This window comes from Hydrogenophaga taeniospiralis CCUG 15921 (genome assembly GCF_001592305.1).
Classification (GTDB): domain Bacteria; phylum Pseudomonadota; class Gammaproteobacteria; order Burkholderiales; family Burkholderiaceae_C; genus Hydrogenophaga; species Hydrogenophaga taeniospiralis.
Map to the genome: position 1 here is coordinate 270,808 of NZ_BCWR01000006.1, position 22,567 is coordinate 293,374.

Genomic DNA, 22,567 nt, shown 5'->3' on the forward strand with positions numbered 1-22,567 from the left:
CTTTTAAAAAATGCTTCGTATTCAGACCGCTGGCCAGGTCACGACCTTGGTGGGCTCGGTGGTCGTGGGCGCCAGCTGCTGCATGGCCTTGCCCGCAAACACCTGGTGGCGCAGGTCTTCCATGATCTTGGGAATGCCCCCGAACGGCGCGACCACATCCACCAGCCAGATGTCCTCGCCGCTGTTCCAGTCGTTGAACGACAACTGGTGCGGTGGATGTCGGTACCGCTGGCCCAGCGCGGGCGACAGACGGGCCCACGACACGTACGCCAGCGGCGAGTCGTCGCGCATGTACAGCTTGGCCTGGTCCAGCATCAAGGCCGGAATCACGCGCCATTCCAGCTCGCTGATCAGCGTGTGCCGGGTGTGCGTCTGCTGCATCATCAGCCAGGTCACCGGCCCCAGCAGGGGCAGCTTCTGGAACATCTTTCCAGCCTGCTCCTTGGCAAACGCAATGACCTTCTCCGCCTCTTGCGGGCTCATGGTGGGTGGAATGTCTTTCATGGGGTGTTTCTCCTGGGTTCCATGTCCATGGGGGATTCGTCGAGCGTCTGAAGCACATCGGCGCCGACCGGCTGGCCGTCCTTGTCCAGCCAGGCATTGACCTGCTGCACGCTGTCGTCATTGAGTTCGCCCGCCGCGGCCTTGAGCTTGACCCACTGCATCACCGTGTCGGCCCGGGCCTTGGCGAGATCGCGCTGCGCGCTGAAGTACTGATTTTCAGCATTGAGCACATCGATGTTGATGCGGGTGCCAATGCGATACCCCACCTTGCTCGCGTCCAGCGCCTTTTTGCTCGACAACAGGCCCGAGGCCAGCGCCTTGAGCTGTGCGTGGCCGCTGCGAATACCGGCGTAGGCCTGTCGCACCGCCGTGGTGGCTTGCCGCTGCGCGGCGTCCAGCTCGGCGTCGGCCTTGGCCATCTGGTAGGCGCCCTCACGCACCCGGTAGTAGGACTGGCCGCCCTCGAACAAAGGCCAGTTCAGCGTCAGCGCGGCCTGGGTGGAACGGGTGCGATAAGCCACGTCGGTGGGAGAGGTCATGCTACCGCTGCTGCGATCCGTGCCCTTCTTGAACGTGAGGTCCAGCGTTGGCAGAAACCCCGCCATGCTGCGGGCATGGTCTGCCTGGGCCACAGCCACCGCTGCCTGGGCCACCTGTGCATCGGGTTGGCTCGCGCGAGCGCGTTCCAGCCAGAGGGCCATGGGATCGAGCTGCGCGCCCGGCAAGGGGGCGTCATCGGCAATGCCGTGCAGACGCTCGGGCTGAAAACCCAACATGCGCTCCAGTTCGGCCAGCCGTGTCGCCAGATCGTTGCGCGCACCGATGGACTGGGCCAATGTCAGGTCGTATTTCGCCTGCGCCTCGTACACATCGGTGACGGTGGTGGCACCCACCTCGAAGTTGCGCTGCGCCAGCCCCTGCTGCGCCTGCACCGCGTTGAGCTGCACCGCCGAGACGCGCAGGCTTTCGCTGGCCACCCAGGCATCCAGATAGGCCTGCACCACGCGCAGGATCAGCGCCTGCTGCGCACTCTGGAACTGGGCTTCAGCCTGGGCCTCGACGGCATTGGCCTGACGCAAAGCCATCCACTGCTCGGGCCGCACAATGCCCTGCGTGAGCTGCAGCGTCCGGCTGCGCGACTCCACGTCCTTGTCCACGGGGTCTTCTTCCGCGAAGAACAAGGGCCCCTTCTGCTCCTGGCGGCTGGCCGAATAGCTCAGTTGTGGCAACAAGGCCCCACGCGCCTGGGGCGCACGTTGCCGAGCCGCGTCCAGTGCGTGGCGCGCAGCCCGGAAGGTGGCGTCGTTGTCACGGGCGGCCGCATACAGGGTGGACAAGTCCTGAGCCCAGGCAGATCCACACCCGATGACAACCAGGGCCAGGGCCTTGAACGCCCGAGCCGGCGAAACGGAGCGTCGAAAACGTTTGTTCCAATGCATCACCGCTCCCTCAGGCTTTCTTCCTTGTAGCGCAGCATGGGCGCCAGGAAATACTCCAGCATGCGGCGCTCGCCGATGCGGATGTCCGAGGTCACGCTCATGCCCGCGGTGATCTGCCCCCGCTCGCCGTGAACCACGTTGGGCGTTTCGCTGCGCGAGAGTTTGATGCGAACCGGATACACAGGCCCCAGGTGCTGGTCCACCACCGCATCGGTCCCTACCCATTGCACCTCTCCCTCGATATAGCCATAGCGCGTGAAATCGAAGGTCTCGATCTTGTTGATCACCCGCTGCCCCACCCGCACATGGCCGATGTCGCGGTTGAGCACCTTGGCCTCCACTTCGAGCGCGTCGTTCTTGGGCACGATGGCCATGAGCACCTGGGCCTGCGTCACCACGCCGCCCTCGGTGAACACGGCCAGTTGCTGCACCACACCGTCGATGGGCGAGCGCAGCATCTGCAGATCCGCGCGTTGCGTGGCCTTGACCAGCTCCTGCTCGGTGGCATCGCGCTTCTTGGTCGCCTCCACCAGTTCGCTCGTGACACGGCTCTTGAACTCGGCCTGAGCGAGAGCCTTCTGCTGCACCGCCGCCTGGATGCCGGCCACCGATTCCGCCAGGCGTTGCGTCTGCACGGCCACCTCTTTTTCCTGGTTGGCCAGCTCAAGCTGGGTCTCGATCAAGGCCAGCTCGGCAATGTGCCCGCTCTGCGCCAGCTCCTGCCGCATCTGGTGGCGCTTCTTCACCAGGGCCAGACTGCCTCCTAACTGGTTGAGGTTCATGGAGACCGCATCGCGGTCGGCCTGGCGCTTCTGGATGTCGGCGTCCAGTGCGGACAAGCGCGCCCGCATTTCCAGTTGCCGGTTCTCAAACAAAGCCATCTGGTTGTCCAGGACCTGGTCCGGAATGTCCTCGTCCACCTCGCTCCAGTCCCGGCCTTCGAGCAGGGCCTGCAACCGCTGCACCTCGGCCCGTGCCTCGGCGAATTCACGCGTCAGGCGCTCGGTATCGGCCAGACTGTTGGTCGGGTCGAGTTCCACCAGCACGTCGCCAGCACGCACCTGCTGGCCGTCACGCACCTTGATGGCCCGCACCACCCCAGCCTCCATGGGTTGCACCACCTTGCTGCGCCCGGGTGTCATCACACTGCCCTGGCTGCTGACCACCACGTCCATGTGGGCAAAGTAGGCAAAGGCCAGCGCGGCCAGCGCCATGACGCAAAGACTCAGGGTCACCATGCGGGCCAGCAGGCGCGGAGGGCGCTGCTGCATGGCGATCGAAGCCGGCGTGAACGCTCCCCACTGTTGGTGAAGATCGGTGGGCACGGCGTTTGGGTTCGTGGATGCGTCAGACACGGGCCATCTCCTCGGCTGCGGCTTTCTTCAAGGTCGTCTCCAGAATCTGGTGGGCTTGGTAGAGGTCGTGGTAGCGGCCCTTGGCGGCCATCAGGCTGGCATGGCTGCCGGATTCCACCAGGCGCCCGCCCTCAAACACCAGGATGCGGTTGGCCATGCGCAGCGTCGGCAGCCGGTGCGCCACGATGAACACGGTGCGCCCCACGGTGATCTCGGCCATGTTGTCGTGGATCACCCGCTCGCTTTCGTAGTCGAGCGCGGCGGTGGCCTCATCGAGCAACAACAGGCGCGGGTTGGTCACCAACGCGCGGGCGATGGCCAAGCGGGAACGCTGCCCACCGCTCAGGCGGCTACCGCGCTCGCCGATCAACGTGTCGTACCCCTCGGGCAGCTCCAGGATGAACTCATGCGCTCCGGCCAATTTGGCCGCGTTCATGATGGCCTCCATCGACAGGTGCTGATCGGCCAGCGCGATGTTCTCGCGCACGCTGCGGTTGAACAACACGCTGTCCTGCGACACCACCCCCATCTGGCGGCGCAGCCAGCTCGCGTCCAGCAGATTGAGGTCCATGCCGTCCACCAGGATGCGGCCTTGCTGGGGCGTGTACAAGCGCTGCAACAAGCGCAGCAGCGTGGTCTTGCCGGCCCCTGAAACGCCCACGATGCCGATCACCTCGCCCGGCTGCACTTGGAACGACACATCGCTGAGCACCTCGCGCCCGTTGGGCTGGTAACGGAACCCCACGTGGTCGAACTTCACCGCCCCTTGCACCGCCGGAGGCACCGCACGCTGCGCCTGGAAGCCCGGCTCCGCCGGCGCGTCCATGATTTCGCCCAGCCGCTTGACGGAGACCTTCATCTGGGTGAACTCCTGCCACAGCGAGGCCAGCTTCAGGATGGGCGCATTGACCCGACCGCTGAGCATGTTGAAGGCGATCAGACCGCCCACCGTCAGGTCCCCGTCGATCACCGCCCGGGCGCCAAACCACAGCAACAGCACCGTGAGGACTTTGCTGGCGAAGCCGATGAACTGGTTGGTGGCATTGCCGATATGACCGGCCTGGAACGAGCTCTCCACAAACTCACCCAAGCGGCGTTCCCACTGGCGCTGCCACTGCGGTTCAACCGCCTGGCCCTTGAGCGTTTCCATGCTGGTGACCGTCTCCACCAGAAAGGCCTGGTTCTCGGCCCCCAGGGCAAACTTGTCTTCCAGGTTCTTGCGCAGGATGGGCGTGACGATCCACGACGCCGCAAAAAACACCGGCAGGGCCGCCAGCACGATGCCCGTGAGCATCGGGCTGTAATAGAACATCACCGCCAGGTAGACCACCGCGAACAGCAAGTCCAGCCAGCTGGTGAGGGCCTGGCCGGTCAGAAAGGCCCGCGCGTTGTCGAGCTCGCGCACCCGGGCCACCGTGTCGCCCGCGCGCCGGCTCTCGAAATAGCTCATGGGCAGGCGCATCAGGTGGCGAAACAGCTTGCTGCCCAACTCCACGTCCAGCCGGCTGGTGGTGTGGCTGAACAGGTAGTGCCGCATGGCGCTGAGCGCCACCTCGAACACCGCCAGCGCCACCAGCGCCAGCGCCAGCACATCCAGCGTCGACAGGCTGCGGTGCGTGAGCACCTTGTCGATCACCACCTGGAACACCAGCGGCGTCATCAACGCGAACACCTGCACGAACAGCGAGGCCATCAGCACCTCGACCAGCAGCGCGCGGTATTTCTGCATGGCCTGCAAGAACCAGCGCACGCCGAACTTCTCCTGCGCGTCTGGGGCGCCCGCCTCACCCGCCTGCCGACGACGCGCCTCGATCCACTGCCCCGACCACATGTTTTCAAACTCGGCGCGGGCCAGCTTCTGCGGCTGGGTCTGCCCCTGTCGCTGCAGCACCAGCCCTTGTTCGGTAAACCCCCCGGCAATCGCCATGGCGCCGTCCTTGAGATGCACCACCACCGGCTGGGTCTTCTGCCGCAGCCCGGCAAAGCCGGTGCGCACCACCTTGGCGTCGAAACCGAGTTCCTGCAGCGCCAGGTTGAACTGCGGCAGCTCGAAGGGCGCCGCCTGATCCAGCCAGCGGTGCTGAAGCTGCCCGGCATCGACCGGCAGATCCTGCAGCTGGCAGTACAGGCGCAGCAGCTCAATGGCCTGGCCCGAAGCCGTGCCAGGTGTGGCGCCCGGTTCAGGCAATGGGGCGCCTTGCGGCACGGGTGCCGTTTCTTCTTCTTGCATGGGGAATTCCCTCTTTCTTGAAATATCAAAACTGGGCGCAGTCCTGTGCGGGCCCGACCCGAAGGCCGTGCCCTCCACGGGTCGGCATTGGGTCAGGCGGGAACCAGAGTGGGTGCGCTGGGAGCGCTCACGGTCGGTTCGTCGTGGAGCACGATGATCACGTCGGGCTCGGGCGCCAGATCCAGCTGGTTCGCGTCCACAAAGCCCAGGGGCTCACTCGGCACGTCCTGCGTGGCCACCGTCTGGGTGAACACATTGGCCTGCTGCTCGATGCTGGGGGTGGGCTCGGTGGTGGATGCCGACGGTTCGGTCGCCACATCCGTCGATGCCTGCACCGGCGCCGGCGTCGAATCCTGCACCGGGTCCTGCGCCACCACCCCGGTGTCCACCGGCGCCGCAGACGCTGCCAGCTCCTCCTGCACCCAGTCGGGAAGTTCCACCCCTTCGGCCGCAAACATCACGTCGCCCGCGGTCGTGGTGCCGCCATCGGTGAAGGTCACGGTGGTGGTGCCGAACACCACGTTGCCGTTGTTCAGCTCCGGGCTCCCCTCGCTTTGCATACCGATGCTCTCCACGCCCTGGTCCGTCAGCGACATCCACTCGCCCTCGTCCTGCACACCGTTGTTGTTGTGGTCCTGCAGCAAGCCAAACTGATCCCACTGTTCATCGCTGGCCGTCAGGCGACCATCACCATCGGTGTCAAACGCCGCCAACCCTTCCAGGTCGGTCCGCGCGCCGGGCTTGTAGCTCACGAAGCTGGTTTCGTCGGGGTCGGTGATGAGCCCGTCCCCGTCCTTGTCAAACGCCAGCACCGCGTCGGTGGGCGCCACCCAGCCGATGCGCTCGGGCGTGCCGTCCAGGTTCACGTCCATGGTGCGCATGGAGTAGTTGGGCGGCAGCAAGTCCAGGCCATTGCCGTTCATGTCCACCACGATGGGCGGGTAGCCGTTGTTGGCGTTGCCCCAGCCCACCGCTTGCACATTGATGGTGTAGGTGGTGGAAGCGCCCCGGCTGTCCGTCGCGGTCACCGTGAAGCTGTCCAGACCCGTGTAGCTCGTCACATCCGTCACGATGTACTGCCAGGCGGCGTAGGCGTTGTGCCCGTTGCTGCTGGCATCGCGGACCAGGTAGTTGGTGTTGGCGCCGTCCAGGTGGTCCGGGTCTACGCCCGGCAATTGCACCGTGGACCCCATGCCACTGTTGTAGCGGTCCCAATCGTAGGTGGGCTGGGCGCCCATGAGCTGGGCGCTGGACAGGTAGCGCGGCGTGCTCAGCGGCGCGTAGTAGTTGATGAAGACGTTGCCGTGGTCCGGTTTGTGGTTGAACTGCACGGTGAACGTCACCGCATCACCATCCGGGTCGTGGGCGTAGATGCGCCCATTGGCGCGCGTGCGGTCGCTGACGGGTTCGGTGCGCACAAAGTAGGGATCGATCCCCTCGTCCCAATGCGGGAAGTAGCCATACGCCAGGGTGGCGTTGGCCCGCCCCAGCCAGGCCGCGCCCAGAATGTCCACGCTGTCGATCACCGGCGCCCGGTTTTCGCGCTCCAGGTCGATGTGTGCCGTGGCCCAGGTGGTGCCGCCCTCGCCGTCGTTCGCGCGGTACTGGAAAGAAGCCGCTCCGTAGTAGTCGTGCTGGGGCGTGAACGTGACCACGCCGTTGTTGAGCGAAACCGTGCCATGGCTGGCGCTGCCCACCTGATCCACCTGCAGGCTGGTCAGGCCCGAGGCGTCGGGGTCGCTGTCGTTGCGCAGCAGCTCCGACACGTTGATCTCCATGCGCACGTCTTCGTAGCCCTGAAAGGCATCGTCCACCGCGACCGGGTTGACGTTGACCCGCTCGTAGTCAATGTCCACGTGGCCCACGGTCTCGCCCCCGTCCGGGTCGCGTACGGTGTACTCGAAGCTGCCGTATTGCGCGGGGTCCCAGTCGTCATAGCCCCCTGCGGGCACGAACTGGATGCGTCCATCGGGCAGCATCGTCACCGTGCCGTTCTCGGCGCCTCCCACCGCCACGATCTGCAGCCCGGCGGGGTTCTCCACGTCGGTATCGTTGGCCAGCAGGGCGGGCGCCGTGAAGGTGTAGGTGTTGTCGCGCTTGCCCAGCACCAGCTCGTCGTTCACCACCGGCAGATCGTTGACGGACGCGTAGTCCAGCGTCATGGTGGTGGTGCTCTCGCCCCCCACGCCATCGCTCACGGTGTAGCTGAAGCTGGCCTGGCCGTAGAAGTTGAGCGTGGGCGTGAAGGTGATGTGGCCTTGCGCATCCATGGCCACCGTGCCGTGGGTGGCGCCGCCCACGCTGGTGATGCGGAGCTCGTCGTGGGCGTTGTCCACGTCGTGGTCGTTGGCCAGCAGGTCGGCGGCCGACAGCGTGACCACCGTGTCCTCGTCAACGTCGGCCTGCTCGGCCTGCAGGCGCGGCGCGTCGTTCACCGGGGTGACGTCCAGCGTCACCGTGGCCAGGCTTTGCCCGCCCGCGCCATCGTCCACCAGATAGTCGAACTGCGCGGGGCCAAAGTAGTCGGCATCGGGAATGAAGCGGATGCGCCCGTCGGGCAGCAGCTCCACGCTGCCGTTCTGGGCACCCCCCACCTGGGTGATGCGCAGCTCGCCGTGCGCGTTGTCCACGTCGCTGTCGTTGGCCAGCAGATCGGCCTGGGTGTAGATCAGCACGTTGTCTTCCGCGATGACCGCCTCTTCACCCTGCACGTCCGGCGCATCGTTGACCGGCGCCAGGTTGAGCACCACCGTGGTGCTCACCTGCCCGCCCGCGCCATCGTCCACCCGGTAGTCAAACGAGGCCGGGCCGAAGTAGTTCAGGTCGGGTGTGAAGCGCACCTGCCCGTCGACGATTTCCACCGTGCCGTGCTGCGCGTTGCCCACGGCGCTGATGGTGAGCGTCTGCACGCCGGTCTGGTTCAGCGTGGGGTCGGTGTCGATGTCGCTGTCGTTGGCCAGCAGCACATCAAACGGGAAGTTCAGCACCACGTCTTCGTCGCTGCCCACCAGCTCGCCCTGCACCACCGGCAGGTCATTGACCTGCAGGATGCTGAGGTTGACCTCGGCGCGCACCTGCTCGTGCCCGTCGCTGACCCAGTAGGCGTAGCCGGCGGGGCCGTTGTAGTTGGGCGTGGGCACGAAGCGCACGCTGCCATCGGGCTGCAGGAACACCGTGCCGCCACTGGCCTCGCCCACGCGGCTGATGCGCAGGCTGTCGCCATCGATGTCGCGGTCGTTGCGCAGCAGGCTGCCGGCGGTGAAGAGCAGCTCGGCGTCTTCGCTGCCGCTGGCGCTTTCGCCCCGGGCCTCGGGCGTGTCGTTCACCGCCTGCACCAGGATGCTGGTGGTGCCGGTGTGCGTCAGGCCGTACATGTCCTGCACGGTGTAGCTGAAGGTGGCGATGCCGTTGTAGTTGGGGTCGGGGATGAAGACCAGCTCGCCGTTGAGGATGCCGACCTGGCCGTGTGTGGCCTCGCCCACCGAGATGATGCGCAGGCCGTTGAAGTAGTCACCGCTGCTGCCCCGGGGCACGGGGTTGGGCGTGCTGTCGTTGGCCAACAGGTCTTGCGCGCTGAAGCGCAGGCCCTGGTCTTCGGTGCCCTGGAGCTGGTCGCCCTGCGCGGTGGGGTAGTCCAGCACCAGGTCTTCGCCGGCCTGCAGCACGGCCGATGTGTCGCCGCTCTCTTGCGCGCCAAAGCCCGGGGGCAGCGCGCTGGCGCCGCCAGGGCCTGCATCGGTGGCCGCTGGCTCGCTGATGAGTTCGGGGGTTTCGGTGCGGGGCGTCTGCAGGGCGCTGTCCCCGTCTGTGCCGCCCTCGCTCGCGCTCACGCTGCCCGTGCTGCCCGTGCTGCCCGTGGCGGCGGGCCAAGTGGTGCCGCCGGGGGCGATGGTCTGGCCGTTGGCGTCGGTCCAGCCACCGGGGCTCGGGGGCGGTGCGAAGGGTTCGGCCTGGCGGTTGACCAGGAAGGAGCCGTTGATGCCCCAGTCGTAGGTGCTGTCGCCGCCGCCTTCGCCCTGGGTGTCCGCGCTGCCCTCGCCCGCATGGCTGATGAGGGGCAAGGCCCCGGCCCCCAGGGCCAGCGCCATGGCCGCGAGCTGGGCGTCGCTGAACAGGTTGTTGCCGTCCAGGCTCTGCACCATGCCGCTGGTGACGTTCACGCTGCCCCCACCGGCTCCGATGGGCACGAACACGATGGGGTTGCGCCCGCGTGGGATCTGCGGGCCGTTGGGGTTGGCCCCCATGGCCGCCGGGGCGGGCACGGTGTTGATCTGCCCCGCACCCAGGGTCTGCTCGGTCTGCTCGCTGCTGTTCTCGATGGTGTGGTCGTCGAACCCATACATCAGGAAGCTGTTTTCGTCGATGAGCACGTCCCCGCCGTCGCTGTCTTCTTCGCCGCCGTGGGTGTGGGCTTCGCTGTTGTCGTAGGTGCCCAGCGCGGTGGCGTACAGCACGGTGGCCACGCCGTAGTCCAGCTGCAGGATGCCGCCGGCCACTTCCTGGTACATCACGGGCGGCCAGTTCGGCTCCAGGCTCTGGCACAGCAGCAGGTAGTCGCGCATGATGTCGCTCTGCCCGGGCACGCTGTCGCCGTCCCAGGCCATGCCCGAGCTGTCGTACACGCGCTGGCGCTCGGTGCCGTCGGCCTCGGTCCAGCGCAGCACGAGCTGGCCGGCGCTGCCTTCGAAGTTGAAGCCGTCGGGATCGAAGTAGTAGCCCACGCTGGGCAGGTGTTGCGCGGCCGCCCCGGCCTGGGGCGCGCTCATGCCGGCTTGCTGGGCCATGTGGGCCAGGGCTTCGGCCCAGTGCGCGGCCGTGCTGCCCCCGCCTTCGTCGTCCTGTGTGGTGTTGACCACCACCTGGCCGTTGGCGTCGATGTGCACTTCGGCTTCGCCGATGCTGGGGTCGATGTCGGCGGGGAAGAGCGCGGAAACGATCGTGATCACCGCGGCAATGATCTGTCCGTACACCGGAATGAAGGCCGCTGCCGCGGCCACCGCGCCCCAGGGGTTCTCCTCGATGTTGTCCAGGGCGATGATCAGGTTGAGGATGGGCACCACCTGCCCCGCGCTCACGCCCAGGGACTGGCCGATGGCTGAGTCGGCAATGGCCGAACTCACGATGTTGCTGCCTTCGCCCAACAGGGAGCCCACGGCATTGCCGAGCTGGATGCCGCCGCTGAGGACTTGCAGGGCGTTGTCGTTCTCGATGCCGCCCACCAGGCTGATCAGGCCACCGAGCGCGCCCCCGGCGCCACCCAGGTTGCCCGGCAGGGCTCCAGCGCTGAGGTTGTCGATCTGGTTGTACAGGTTCACCAGGGTGTTGAGGCGCTGCGCGTCGTTGAGCTGGCTCCAGTTCTCCAGGCCCACCACCGAGTTCAGGAGGCTCAGGCCCGTATCGGCCTGCTGGAGCTGATCGAGTTCTTCCCGGCTCCACTGCTGCCCATAGGCATCGGTGATGACTTCTTGACCGGCCAGGTTGGTGAACACGGTGGTCTGGCCATAGCCTTCGCTGAGGTAGCCGACCACGTCACCCTCTTGGTTGGTGACCATGCTGGTGCCGTCGGGCAGGCCGATGACGTTGAGCGCGGCGGGGTCGAGCCCACTGCCCTGCAGGCCTAGGGTCAGTGCTTCGGTCTGGGCCTCACCCAGGATGTCGAGCACGCTGGGCCAGTCTTGCTCGGGCGCGGCGTCTCCCGCTGGCACCGGGGTGTCTCCCGCTGGCACCGGGGTGTCTCCGTAACCGTTGACGACCCCGCTATCGGTTGTCACGCCTTCTGCGCCATCGGCGATCACGGCGATGGGGTCTCCGGGTTCGGGTGGGGTGCCGATGTCGGGCAGCGGTTGGTTGAAGCTGTCGTCCGCGCCGGACCCTGGCGCGGGCGGCCCCATCTCGTCTGGCGACAGGGCCTCATGGGTCACCGGGTCGATGGCGATGCGCAGACCTGTGAAGCTGTCGAGGTAGTAGGCCTGTATCTCGATGACCTCGCCGCTGGCGCCATCGATGGTGCGCTCGGTGACGGTACGCCCGCCTTCTCCATCGGGCACGCTGGTTCTCATCAGGGTATTGCCCTGAGCATCGGTTTGCAGGTGGGTGATTTCTCCGGTGCGGGTGTTGGTGGTCTCGGTGCTGCCGTCTGGCCTGTGAATGGTCAGGTTGTCTCCCACGCGAACCGGCACGTTGAGTGTGGCGCCTGCGGGGATTTTGGTGACATCGTCGTACTGCGGATTGGCGGCAAGAAGGTCGTTGACCGTGATCGGATTGCCACTGTTCCCTTGAAGCAGAACGATGTCTGAGAGTGTTCCGCCTGGACTCAGGACAACGGTGTGCGCGCCGGTACCGTCAACGAAGGTATTGGAATCCGGGCGCGGCGGTGGAGTTGGCGTGGTTGGCGCTGAATTTTCACCCGTGTCTTGCGTAACTGGTTCTGAATGATGGAGCCCCTCATTGGAATAGTCGGCAGCATTCAGACCAGGAAGCGCGTGCGGGAGGGTTTCTTCTATAGGTGGGGTGACATGGGTTGTTATCGGCTTACCATTTTCATCCTCTCCATAGATATAGCCGCTCCCAATTGGAATTGCGCCCGGCCTCGGTGTGAACGTTTGATCGGTTACCGAGCCCAGAAGACGAACCTCTACGATAGCGCCGGTCTGAGGGTCTTTATAGGTATTAACCTGAAAGGTGCCACCACCAGTGGCATTTTCATAGTGAACAGACCCGGGTTGATAGCCGCTAATGCTAAGGTCATTTCTAAGATTGAATTCTGCGGGAGTGATATCTGGATCAATTCCATTTGCCCGAATCGTCCCCTTGACAACCTCAATTGCGATATCAGAATTCACAACCGGGAGAATTGGCCCACCCGAACCCATCCCCATATTAGGGTTTTTCGTATACACGAAAGTGAATGGCAATCCATCTTTGTCAGTTGACTGGAGGACCCAATATGGCGCACCATTTTCGCCTACATATGTAGGAGGCAAGTCAATCGCAGCACTAAAATCCGGGGCATTATTTTGAATATACTGGTCATAACCGGCACTTTGCCCCAAGTAGTTGGCCGCCAACGATGAAGCTACCGGACCAATAACGGCAACATACGGATTCGAACTGGCTCCCCATATAAGCGTACCAAGTATGCCCCCACCAGCAGAACCCAACGCCCCACCAGTTGCCACGTAAGTATTAACATCTCGTCCTTGAACCAAGGTACCAACGACGGTTGCCGCATCGTGGATATATCCAATTGGTGCCGCATTCGCCACGGTGGTGCCAACTGCGATGATCACATTTGACGAATGGCCATTATCAGTGAGCAAATCCAGCGGAGCAGTAGCGTCTGCAACGATATTGTTAGCGCCCTGAACAAGATCAAGCACTTGATCTTGAGTTTGCTCCGCGCTCAGTGCAGCATCCCCTCCAAGGACGTAAATTGGAGAGGACGAGGTTGACTCAGCCATTATGATGCCCTACCTTCTACTTGAGTAAACAATACTCGAACTGCATAACCAACGATGAGTGCAGCCAGCGCATATCGAAATGGCGCAAAAATGCCAAAGTATGTTTTATAAGCGCCCCCAATAAATCCCGTAGGCGGCAGAAACAACACAATCAACCCCACCAATAGCAAAATAGAGATATTAACTTTAAGGTTAAATATTCCATCGACCTTCTTAAGGATGCCCGCTTGATTAACGTCGTACAAAGCCATAGATTTTGCCGCAAGAAACACACTAGGAATCGTGAAAAATATCGAGACCAACAACTGAGAGTAGGGGACGTGGAATGCTCGATTTTGCACCTCATAGAACCAAGCTCCCGGAACAACTCTGCTCATAAATTCCGAAATGCCCCGCACAAACGACTGTGCAGACTCAACCTCTGAAATGGAAAGAAAGTAGACAGACAAGTGAATAAAAAAAATCACTACAGAAAATAATCCGCCACCCCACAATATTTTTCTATCGTAGGGAGTTTTTTTGATCATTTGTTTTTTCATCAGTCAATATCAAACAAGGTTGCACTATCAAACCAAATAGTCCCCAAATCAATTGGGAATCTGTAGAGGCATTCAAGCGCCAGCGCCACCGCGGGGGACCGCCAGCCTCTTACGGAGCCGTCGAGTATGTGCAAAGGTTTGCAATGATCTCCAGATGTTACAGAAGTAACATCTCACCCCTGTCAAACTTGACAGGGTCAGGTTGACATTCCGACAACTCCATCCCTGCGTTTCCCGAGCTCAGTCCGTTGATACCCCGGTCGTAGGCGTCGTCGCCCTCGCCTGCATTGCTGCCCGTCGCTGACCCAGTAGGCGTAGTCATAGAGGGTGGCGGCATTCGCCGGAGAAGGCTGTGACCAGCGGGGCCGATCAGGGCAAACCCTTATGTCGGCAGCAGCCGGCTGTTACCCCGGCCACCAACCGCGCTTCAACAATCGTCTCCCGATCCCCCCACACCACCAGGAGACTCCCATGGGCAAGAAACTGTTGATGATCTGCGGCGACTACTGCGAAGACTACGAAACCATGGTGCCGTTCCAGGCGCTGCAGGCGATGGGCCACACGGTGCACGCCGTGGCGCCCGACAAGAAGGCCGGCGACTTCATCCTCACCGCCATCCACGACTTCGAAGGCGCACAGACCTACAGCGAAAAGCCAGGCCACCGCTTCACGCTCAACGCCAGCTTCGCCGACGTGAAGCCCGAGACCTACGACGGTCTGGTGATTCCCGGTGGGCGTGGCCCCGAGTACCTGCGCATGCACGCCAGCGTGGTGGCGCTGGTCAAACACTTCACCGGCGGCGGCAAACCGGTGGCCGCCATCTGCCACGGCGCGCAGCTGCTGGCGGCCACGGGCGACATCAAGGGCCGCACCATCTCGGCCTACCCCGCCTGCCAGGTGGAGGTGGAACTCGCGGGCGCGATCTACGCCCACATCGCGGTGGACCAGGCCGTGACCGACGGCCCCTTCGTCACCGCCCCCGCCTGGCCGGCCCACCCGGCCTGGATCGCGCAGTTCCTGGCGGTGTTGGGCACGACAATCACACATTGATGCGCATCCCCCGTGTGAAGCCGCCGACCAGGCAGCTTCGTCCGCCAACGCAGGAGTGTCACCATGTGTGAAGTCTTCATCAGCGCCGACCCCGAGAGCTACGCCAGCCGCACCCGCTCGGTGCGGCTGCACGGGGTGGTCACCAGCATCCGGCTGGAAAACCTCTACTGGGACGTGCTCACCGAGATCGGCGAGCGCGACGGCATGGCGGTGGTGCAGCTGATTGAGAAGCTGTACGACGAGCTGGTGGCCGCGCGCGGCGGAGTGGGCAACTTCGCGTCCTTCCTGCGCGTGAGCGCGTTGCGCTACATGGCGCTGCAGGCGCACGATCGCATCCCCATGGACAACGCGGTGCCGATCCGCTCGCTGGACGCGCGCGCCGTGCTGCACGCGCTGCCCTCGCACTGGGCGCTGCCGCCCGCGACGGCGTCGGGCACGGTGGTGGCACTGCGGCGCAAGGGTTGACGCTGCCGCGGCGCGGCCGTCGGTGGGCGCAGGCGACACCCGGCGCTGTGCGCGCGGGCGGTGGGCCGCTACAGTGTGGGCGATCCGTCCCCCAACCCGCAGCCTGTTCCACCCCCATGACCCTCTGGAAAAAACCCCTCTCTGTCAAAGAACTCACCGCCATCCACGTGGGCACCGCCGTGCAGCACCTGGGCATCGAATTCCTGGAGGTCGGCGACGACTTCATCCGCGCGCGGGTGCCGGTGGACACCCGCACCAAACAGCCCTACGGCCTGCTGCACGGCGGCGTGAGCGTGGTGCTGGCCGAGACGCTGGGCTCGTGCGGCGCGGCCTACAGCTGCCCCGAAGGCCACCGCGCCGTGGGCCTGGACATCAACGCCAACCACCTCAAGGGCGCCACCAGCGGCTGGGTCACCGGCGTCACGCGGCCAGTGCACATCGGGCGCACCACCCAGGTCTGGCAGATCGATCTGACCAACGACGCGGGCGAGCTGACCTGCGTCTCGCGCATCACCATGGCGGTGCTGGCGCCGCGCTGAACCAGGCGGGGAGACATCGCCCGGGGTCCGGTCGTTTCGTTTTCTTTTTTTTGTCCGCTGAGGGAGAACACCGTGCATCTGTCTTTTGGTTCCGCATGGGCATCGGGCTTGAAGCCCGCATTTGTCGGGCTCTGCGCGGCCCTGGTGCTGGCGCTGGCCGCCTGTGGCGGCGGCAGCAGCGCCAGCACCGACACCGCCACGGGCGGCACGGGCACCGGCAACAGCAGCGCCCTGCCCACGCAATGCACCGGATCGTGCAACGCGGCCACCCCGGTGGCGCCCACCGTCTCCGGCACCGGGGGCGAAGGCAACGTCACCCTGTACAGCACGAGTGCGAGCAACGGCGGCGCCTGCGGCTACGGTTCCACGAACATCCAGTCCTACGCCGCCATCCACGCCAACGTGGCGGCCGGCGACGGCCAGGGGCCATGGCAGCACGGCAAGGTCTGCGGCCAGTGCGCCGAAGTCACCGTGCTCACCTCGCAGGGCCTCAAGACCACCACCGTGCGCATCGTGGACAAGTGCCCGGACGACCACTGCGGCATCGACCTGGGTGGCACCGCCCCCAGCGCGGTGATGGCCGACGGTTTCGGGCGCTACGCGGGCCAGTGGCGCTTCGTGGCCTGCGGCGGCCACCCCGGCGTGTCCGACGGCGCGCCCACGCTGAACGTCAAGGACGGCAGCAACCCCTGGTGGTCGCGCGTGCGCGTGCACAACCCCGCCACCGGGGTGGCTTCGATCGACTACCAGGACACCGGCAGTTCGGCGCAGGGCAGCTTCGCCTTCGACACCACCAACGTCGAGAACGCGTACGAGGTCCCCGTCGCTGCGGTGCTGCAGTCCAGCGCCGCGACGTTCCTGATCACGGTGAACTACGTCGATGGCACGAAGGCGACCGTGCAGCTCAGCCCCGCGCAACTCGGCGCGGCCAGCGCGAGCTACCCGCTCCACTGAGGGGGAATGAGGACGTCCGGCCGGGCGACCGACGCGGGCGGGTGGGACTGCAAGGCTTGACATTTTTCCCCGTTCGCGCCGATAAGCTGGACGTACAGTTCGATGAACCTCACCGACCCCGCCATGGACCCCAACCCGCTCTCGCACAACGACGACCTCGGCCACTACCTGTCCATCATGGTGGAGCAAGGGGCGTCCGACCTGTTCCTCTCCAGCGGCGCTGCGCCTTCGATCAAGGTACAGGGGGTGGTCAAACGCCTGTCCGAAGCGGTGCTCGACGCCTCCCGCGTGCAGCGGCTGGCCTATTCGGTCATGCGCGAGACACAGATCCGCGACTTCGAATCCACGCTCGAATGCGACCTGGCCATTACCATCGAGGGCCTGGGCCGCTTCCGTGTGAACGTCTACCGCCAGCGCGGCGACGTGGCGGTGGTGGTGCGGCACATCAACGCGCAGATTCCGACGCTGGAGTCGCTCAAGCTGCCGGCGGTGCTCAAGAAGCTGTCCATGCTCAAGCGCGGGCTGGTGCTGGTGGTGGGGGCCGCGGGGTCGGGCAAGTCCACCACGCTGGCCGCGATGCTCAACCACCGCAACCAGTCCACCAGCGGCCACATCCTGACGGTGGAAGACCCGATGGAGTTCGAACACGCCCACGGCAAATCCATCGTCGACCAGCGCGAGGTCGGGCTGGACACCCAGTCGTTCGACGAAGCCCTGCGCCACGCCATGCGCGAGGCGCCCGACGTGATCATGATCGGCGAGATCCGCGACCGCGAAACCATGCAACACGCCATGGCCTACGCCGAGACCGGGCACCTGTGCGTGTCCACCCTGCACGCGAACAACGCCAACCAGGCGGTGCAACGCGTGCTGAACTTCTTTCCCGAAGCCGCGCACCGCCAGGTGCTGATGGACCTGTCGCTCAACCTCAAGGGCGTGGTGGGCCAGCGGCTGATCCGTGGCGCCGTGGGCAAGCTGGTGCCCGCGGTGGAGGTGATGCTGCTCTCGCCCTACATCGCCGATCTGATCCAGAAGGGCCAGACCGACGAGATCAAGGAAGCGATGGCCAAGAGCAACGAGCTGGGCATGGCCACCTTCGACCAGTCGCTCTACGACCTGTACCAGCAGGGCGAGATCACCGCCGAGCAGGCGGTGGACAACGCCGACTCGCGCACCGACCTGTCGCTGCGCATCCGGCTGAACGCGGGCAAACGGCCGGACACGCAGGGCCTGCGCATCGACTGATCGCTCAGTCGATCTTCACGTACTCGTAGTCCACCGGCTGCTGGTTGATGCCCATGCGCGGAGGCGCGATCCAGCTGGCGTATGCACCGGCCTGGTGGCAGGGCTTCATGAGCGAGTGGATGAAAGCGATGTCGTCGCCGTTGGGCAACCACTCGTCCTTCAGCGCGGCCCAGCTCTCGGCGCCCAGCAGCTCGCCAGCGGGGCTGATGGCGTGGCCGGCGAACTCGCCGATCTTGCGGTTGAAACCCTTGTGCGGCTGGGTGAAGCGGAAGTGGATACCTGCTTTCTCGATGGCCTTGTTCCAGCGATCGATGCCGCCTTGGCAGTCGGCGATGTAGTCGTCGAGCAGGCGGCTGTTGATGGCGCGCAGCGCGGGCACGTCCTCGGTCACGAGGCGGCCGTCGACCACGCGGGTCACGGCGTAGGTGGCGTCCTGCAGCTGGTGGTCGTCGCCCGTGAGCTTGGCTTCGTTGAAGCGACCCTTGAGGCCAGCGCTGAAAGCGTCGGCGGCGTTGGACGAGATCTCGGAGCCGAACAGGTCGCGCGTCACGCTCATGTGGAAGTTGGCCTTGCGCTGCAGCAGCGGCAAGTCCACCACGCCCAGCTTGCGGATCGCTTCGGTGTCAAAGGGGTCGGTGATGCCGGCCTTGTTCATGGCGGCGCAGGTGGCCTCGATGGTGCGGCCCACGCCGGTCTCGCCCACGAAGAGGTGGTGCGCTTCTTCGGTCAGCATGAAGCGGCAGCTGCGGCTCAGCGGGTCGAAGCCGCTCTCGGCCAGCGCGGCTAGCTGCATCTTGCCGTCGCGGTCGGTGAAGTAGGTGAACATGAAGAACGACAACCAGTCCGGCGTGCGCTCGTTGAAGGCCCCGAGGATGCGCGGGTTGTCCTGCTGGCCGCTGCGGCGCTCCAGCAGAGCCTGGGCCTCTTCGCGGCCGTCCTTGCCGAAGTGCTTCACCAGCAGGTAGACCATGGCCCAGAGGTGGCGGCCTTCTTCCACGTTCACCTGGAACAGGTTGCGCATGTCGTACAGGCTGGGCGCGGTCTTGCCCAGGTAGCGCTGCTGCTCCACCGAGGCCGGCTCGGTGTCGGCCTGCACCACGATCAGCCGCTTGAGCAGCGCGCGGTACTCGCCCGGCACCTCCTGCCAGACCGGCTCGCCCTTGTGCTTGCCGTGCGGGATGGTGCGGCCTTCGACCTTGGGCGCCAGCAGGATGCCCCAGCGGTACTCGGGCATCTTCACGTAGCCGAACTTGGCCCAGCCGGCCGGGTCCACGCCCACGGCGGTGCGCAGGTACACGTCGGCTTCCTGGAAGCCGTCGGGCCCCATGTCCTGCCACCAGTCCAGGTAGCCGGGGTGCCAGCTTTCCAGCGCACGCAGCAAGGTGCGGTCCGAGGACAGGTCCACGTTGTTGGGAATGGCGTCGTCGTAGCTGACTTCCACGAAACGGTCGCTGTTCACCGATTCCGGGGCTTCGATCAAGGTGTCTTCTGAACTCATGGGGTCTCCTGGGTGGATTCAATGCACTTTAATGCCTTCTTCGGAGCAGGCGATGCGTACTATCCTGCTTATTTTCGGGCGCAGGTTTGCGCCAGATCAAATGCAGCCCAGAAATGGATACCGGGCGCCCGGGCCCCGCCCAGCCGTTACCCCGGTGGAAGTGTGAAGGCGCTCAGCGGGCCCGTTCGCAGCGGCCCTGCGCCGTCGCCAGGCCCCGGAAATCGCTGGTCCAGGTCAGGGTGGCGGTGTCGATCTGGATGCGCTCGTTGTCCAGCGCCGTGAGGATCAGCGTGCCCTGCACCGTGAACGTGTAGACCGGTATGCCGTCGATGTGCACGCTGCGCACGCGCTGCTGGTCGTAGGCAATCTCCACGCCGCGCAGCCAGGGCGTGCGCGCGGGCAGATAGACCGCCTCGCAGACCAGGCCGACGCGCTGCGTGCCTTCCCCCGGGCGGCCCGGTGCGTCAGCGATCTGGGCCGTGGCCTGGGCGCTGGCCAGCGCCAGTGTGGCCCAGAGCATCGGGGCCACCAGCGTGCAGCGCACCGCGTTCACTCGGCTGCCCCGCGCGCCAGGCGTTCGCTCTTCCAGTACACGTCGTCACCACCGTTCATGCGGTTGAGCACGCGCGCGAGCACGAACATCAGGTCCGAGAGCCGGTTGAGGTACTGGCGCGGGGTTTCCCGCAGGGTCTCGTCAAGCCCCAGCGCGACCACCGCGCGCTCGGCGCGGCGCGCCACGGTGCGGCACACATGGGCCTGGGCCGCCGCGCGGTTGCCCGCGGGCAGGATGAACTCCTGCAGGCGCGGCAGCTGCTCGTTGTAGGTGGCCAGCGCTTCGTCCAAGGCGAGCACCGCGTCCGACTTGAGCAGCTCGAACCCCGGGATGGAGAGCTCGCCGCCGAGGTTGAACAGCTGGTGCTGGATCTCCACCAGCAGCGCGCGCACGTCATCGGCCATGTCTTCGCACAGCAGCACGCCGATGTGCGAGTTGAGTTCGTCCACGTCGCCCATGGCGTGCACGCGCAGGCTGTGTTTGGACACCCGGGTGTTGTCGCCCAGGCCGGTGGTGCCCGCGTCCCCGGTGCGGGTGGCGATCTGCGTCAGGCGGTTGCCCATGGGGTCTCCTTCGTCGGTGGGGTGCGAATCCCGCATTGTGCGGGGGATTCGGCAGCCGTTACAGCGGGCTGGGAAATGTGTCTGAGGCAAGCATCCTGTCAGCGAGGCAACCGCAGGCAAAACCATTCGCCCTGCCGGCCTTTTTCCCTTGAAATGGGCCAGCCCGTCGCCTCTGGACGGGCTCACTTTCAACACTCAAGGAGCAAGATCCCATGTTCGACCGAAAACGAATCGCCCTGTTTGAAGCCCGCAGCGTCATGCTGTTCGCCACCCTCACGCTGGGCACGGCCGGCGCCACATTCGCCCAGGACTCCACACTGCCCGACGCCCCGGCCAACAACAGCGAAATCAGCGCCGCGTTCGCCACCGCCGACAAGGACGCCAGCGGCTCGCTCAGCCGCGAAGAGGCCAAGAGCCTGCCCGCCGTGGCGGAAAGCTTCGCACAGATCGATGTCAACAAGGACGGCGCCATTTCCATGGCCGAATTCATGCGGGCCATGAAGGGCTCCAAAGGCTGACGGCCTGAACCACCCCGGTACCGCGCCGGCCATCGGGGGCTCTGCGCGGGGCGGGTGTCGGTGCACAACCCCGGCGGTAAACTGGGCGGCCCCAGGATTGGCCCAGAACGGAGACCGCCATGAACGCCCCCGAAAACCTCGCCCATCTGACCCCTGAAATCCGGCAGCGCCCGGTACCGCCCGGGCTCATGGCCGCGCTGCAGACCCGTTTCGCCGCCCAGTGCTCCACCGCCCAGGCCGTGCGCGAACAGCATGGTCGCGACGAGTCGGTGTACGACGTGCCGCCACCCGCCGCGGTGGTGTTCGCCCAGAGCACGCAGGACGTGGCCGACGCGGTGAAACTGGCCGCCGCACACCGCGTGCCGGTGATCCCGTTTGGCGTGGGCTCCTCGCTCGAAGGCCACCTGCTCGCGGTGCAGGGCGGCATCAGCATCGACGTCAGCCGCATGGACCAGGTGCTGTCCATCAACGCCGAAGACCTGACCGTGACGGTGCAGCCCGGCGTGACGCGCAAGGCCGTGAACGAAGCGGTCAAAAGCGAGGGCCTTTTCTTCCCCATCGACCCCGGCGCGGACGCCTCCATCGGCGGCATGGCGGCCACGCGCGCCAGCGGCACCAACGCCGTGCGCTACGGCACCATGCGCGAGAACGTGCTGGCGCTCGAAGTAGTCACCGCCAGCGGCGAAGTGATCCGCACCGGCACGCGCGCCAAGAAGAGCAGCGCGGGCTACGACCTCACGCGCCTGATGGTGGGCAGCGAAGGCACGTTGGGCGTGATCACCGAAGTCACGCTCAAGCTCTACCCGCTGCCCGAAGCGATCTCGGCCGCGACCTGCTCGTTCCCCACCATTGAAGCGGCGGTGCGTACGGTCATCCAGGTGATCCAGCTGGGTGTGCCGATCGCGCGCTGCGAGCTGATCGACGCCAACACCGTGCGCATGGTCAACACGCACAGCAAACTCGGCCTGCGCGAAGAACACATGCTGCTCATGGAGTTCCACGGCTCGCCCGCGAGCGTGAAGGAGCAGGCCGAAACCGTTCAGGAGATCGCCACCGACTTCGGCGGCAACGAGTTCCAGTGGGCCACCACACCCGAAGAGCGCACCCGTCTGTGGACCGCGCGGCACAACGCCTACTTCGCCGCGATCCAGAGCAAGCCGGGCTGCCGCGCCATCAGCACCGACACCTGCGTGCCGATCAGCCGCCTGGCCGACTGCCTGCTCGACTCGGTGGCCGAGGCCGACGCCAGCGGCATCCCCTACTTCCTGGTCGGCCACGTGGGCGACGGCAACTTCCACTTCGGCTACCTGATCGACCCGGCCATCGCTGAAGAGCGCGAACGTGCCGAGGGGTTGAACCACCAGCTGGTGGCCCGGGCGCTCAGCCTGGAAGGCACCTGCACCGGCGAGCATGGCGTGGGCCTGCACAAGATGGACTTCCTGCTCACCGAGGCCGGCACGGGCGCGGTGGACATGATGCGCAGCATCAAGCGCGCGCTCGACCCGGACAACATCCTCAACCCCGGCAAGATCTTCACGCTCTGAGAGAGCGCTGTGCGGATGCTGCACCGCGTCTTGCGTGCGTCCCCCGAATGGGGTATCAGGGCAGCTTCGCCGCCCGCGCCATGGCCCGTCGCGAGGGCCGCAGCACACCCC

The 22,567-nt window shown here is 65.4% G+C and carries 16 protein-coding genes; 7 read left to right on the forward strand and 9 right to left on the reverse strand.

The features are described from left to right. Positions 1-21 precede the first annotated feature (21 nt). The 6 genes from HTA01S_RS10295 to HTA01S_RS25225 form a co-directional block, all read right to left on the reverse strand. Positions 22-504, reverse strand: a complete 483-nt coding sequence (locus HTA01S_RS10295) for a toxin-activating lysine-acyltransferase (protein ID WP_245638055.1) — start codon at positions 502-504, stop codon at positions 22-24. Next, positions 501-1,841: a TolC family outer membrane protein gene (locus HTA01S_RS10300; protein ID WP_068170398.1), complete on the reverse strand. Its 1,341-nt coding sequence runs from the start codon at positions 1,839-1,841 to the stop codon at positions 501-503. Before HTA01S_RS10300 ends, HTA01S_RS10295 begins: the two co-directional genes overlap by 4 nt. A 101-nt stretch (positions 1,842-1,942) precedes the next feature. Then, positions 1,943-3,298 (reverse strand): HlyD family type I secretion periplasmic adaptor subunit, encoded by a 1,356-nt coding sequence (locus HTA01S_RS10305; RefSeq protein ID WP_245638056.1) that lies wholly within the window; start codon positions 3,296-3,298, stop codon positions 1,943-1,945. Beyond that, the gene (locus HTA01S_RS10310) at positions 3,291-5,528 is read right to left on the reverse strand and encodes a type I secretion system permease/ATPase (RefSeq protein ID WP_084236007.1); all 2,238 of its coding nucleotides are present in this window, start codon (positions 5,526-5,528) and stop codon (positions 3,291-3,293) included. The genes HTA01S_RS10305 and HTA01S_RS10310 overlap by 8 nt, the downstream gene beginning before the upstream one ends. A gap of 92 nt (positions 5,529-5,620) precedes the next feature. Then, complete coding sequence (locus tag HTA01S_RS26160; protein ID WP_157572050.1) at positions 5,621-11,707, reverse strand: tandem-95 repeat protein; 6,087 nt, start codon at positions 11,705-11,707, stop codon at positions 5,621-5,623. 1,280 nt (positions 11,708-12,987) lie between these two features. Further along, on the reverse strand, positions 12,988-13,527 hold the full coding sequence (locus HTA01S_RS25225) for a hypothetical protein (protein WP_157572051.1): 540 nt from the start codon (positions 13,525-13,527) through the stop codon (positions 12,988-12,990). A 471-nt stretch (positions 13,528-13,998) separates the two neighbouring features. Between HTA01S_RS25225 and HTA01S_RS10320 the strand changes: the two genes are divergently transcribed. The 5 genes from HTA01S_RS10320 to HTA01S_RS10340 all read left to right on the forward strand — a co-directional run bounded on the left by HTA01S_RS10320 (position 13,999) and on the right by HTA01S_RS10340 (position 17,780). After that, a complete protein-coding gene (locus tag HTA01S_RS10320; protein WP_068170417.1) occupies positions 13,999-14,577 on the forward strand; it encodes a DJ-1/PfpI family protein in 579 nt (192 codons plus the stop codon). Positions 14,578-14,640: 63 nt separating this feature from the next. Continuing rightward, positions 14,641-15,042 carry a ribbon-helix-helix domain-containing protein gene (locus HTA01S_RS10325; protein ID WP_068170421.1) on the forward strand — a complete coding sequence of 134 codons (402 nt, stop codon included), beginning with the start codon at positions 14,641-14,643 and terminating at the stop codon, positions 15,040-15,042. 116 nt (positions 15,043-15,158) lie between these two features. Further along, complete coding sequence (locus tag HTA01S_RS10330) at positions 15,159-15,581, forward strand: hotdog fold thioesterase (protein WP_068170423.1); 423 nt, start codon at positions 15,159-15,161, stop codon at positions 15,579-15,581. 108 nt (positions 15,582-15,689) lie between these two features. Beyond that, positions 15,690-16,535, forward strand: a complete 846-nt coding sequence (locus HTA01S_RS10335) for an expansin-like protein (RefSeq protein WP_068170425.1) — start codon at positions 15,690-15,692, stop codon at positions 16,533-16,535. Positions 16,536-16,658: 123 nt separating this feature from the next. Beyond that, the gene (locus tag HTA01S_RS10340; protein ID WP_068170813.1) at positions 16,659-17,780 is read left to right on the forward strand and encodes a PilT/PilU family type 4a pilus ATPase; all 1,122 of its coding nucleotides are present in this window, start codon (positions 16,659-16,661) and stop codon (positions 17,778-17,780) included. A 4-nt stretch (positions 17,781-17,784) separates the two neighbouring features. Here HTA01S_RS10340 and boxB read toward each other — a convergent pair whose 3' ends face one another. From boxB to HTA01S_RS10355, 3 genes are all read right to left on the reverse strand, one after another. After that, on the reverse strand, positions 17,785-19,221 hold the full coding sequence (gene boxB / locus HTA01S_RS10345) for a benzoyl-CoA 2,3-epoxidase subunit BoxB (RefSeq protein WP_068170811.1): 1,437 nt from the start codon (positions 19,219-19,221) through the stop codon (positions 17,785-17,787). 229 nt (positions 19,222-19,450) lie between these two features. Next, entirely contained in the window at positions 19,451-19,831 is a 381-nt protein-coding gene (locus HTA01S_RS10350) for a hypothetical protein (protein WP_068170428.1), read from the reverse strand. After that, positions 19,828-20,394, reverse strand: coding sequence for a cob(I)yrinic acid a,c-diamide adenosyltransferase (locus HTA01S_RS10355; RefSeq protein ID WP_068170436.1), 567 nt, complete (start codon positions 20,392-20,394; stop codon positions 19,828-19,830). Before HTA01S_RS10355 ends, HTA01S_RS10350 begins: the two co-directional genes overlap by 4 nt. Before the next feature lie 212 nt (positions 20,395-20,606). Here HTA01S_RS10355 and HTA01S_RS10360 point away from each other — a divergent pair, with 212 nt between their 5' ends. Beyond that, a complete protein-coding gene (locus HTA01S_RS10360; protein ID WP_068170438.1) occupies positions 20,607-20,912 on the forward strand; it encodes an EF-hand domain-containing protein in 306 nt (101 codons plus the stop codon). Between the two features lie 119 nt (positions 20,913-21,031). Continuing rightward, on the forward strand, positions 21,032-22,456 hold the full coding sequence (locus HTA01S_RS10365) for an FAD-binding oxidoreductase (protein WP_068170440.1): 1,425 nt from the start codon (positions 21,032-21,034) through the stop codon (positions 22,454-22,456). Positions 22,457-22,567: the final 111 nt, after the last annotated feature.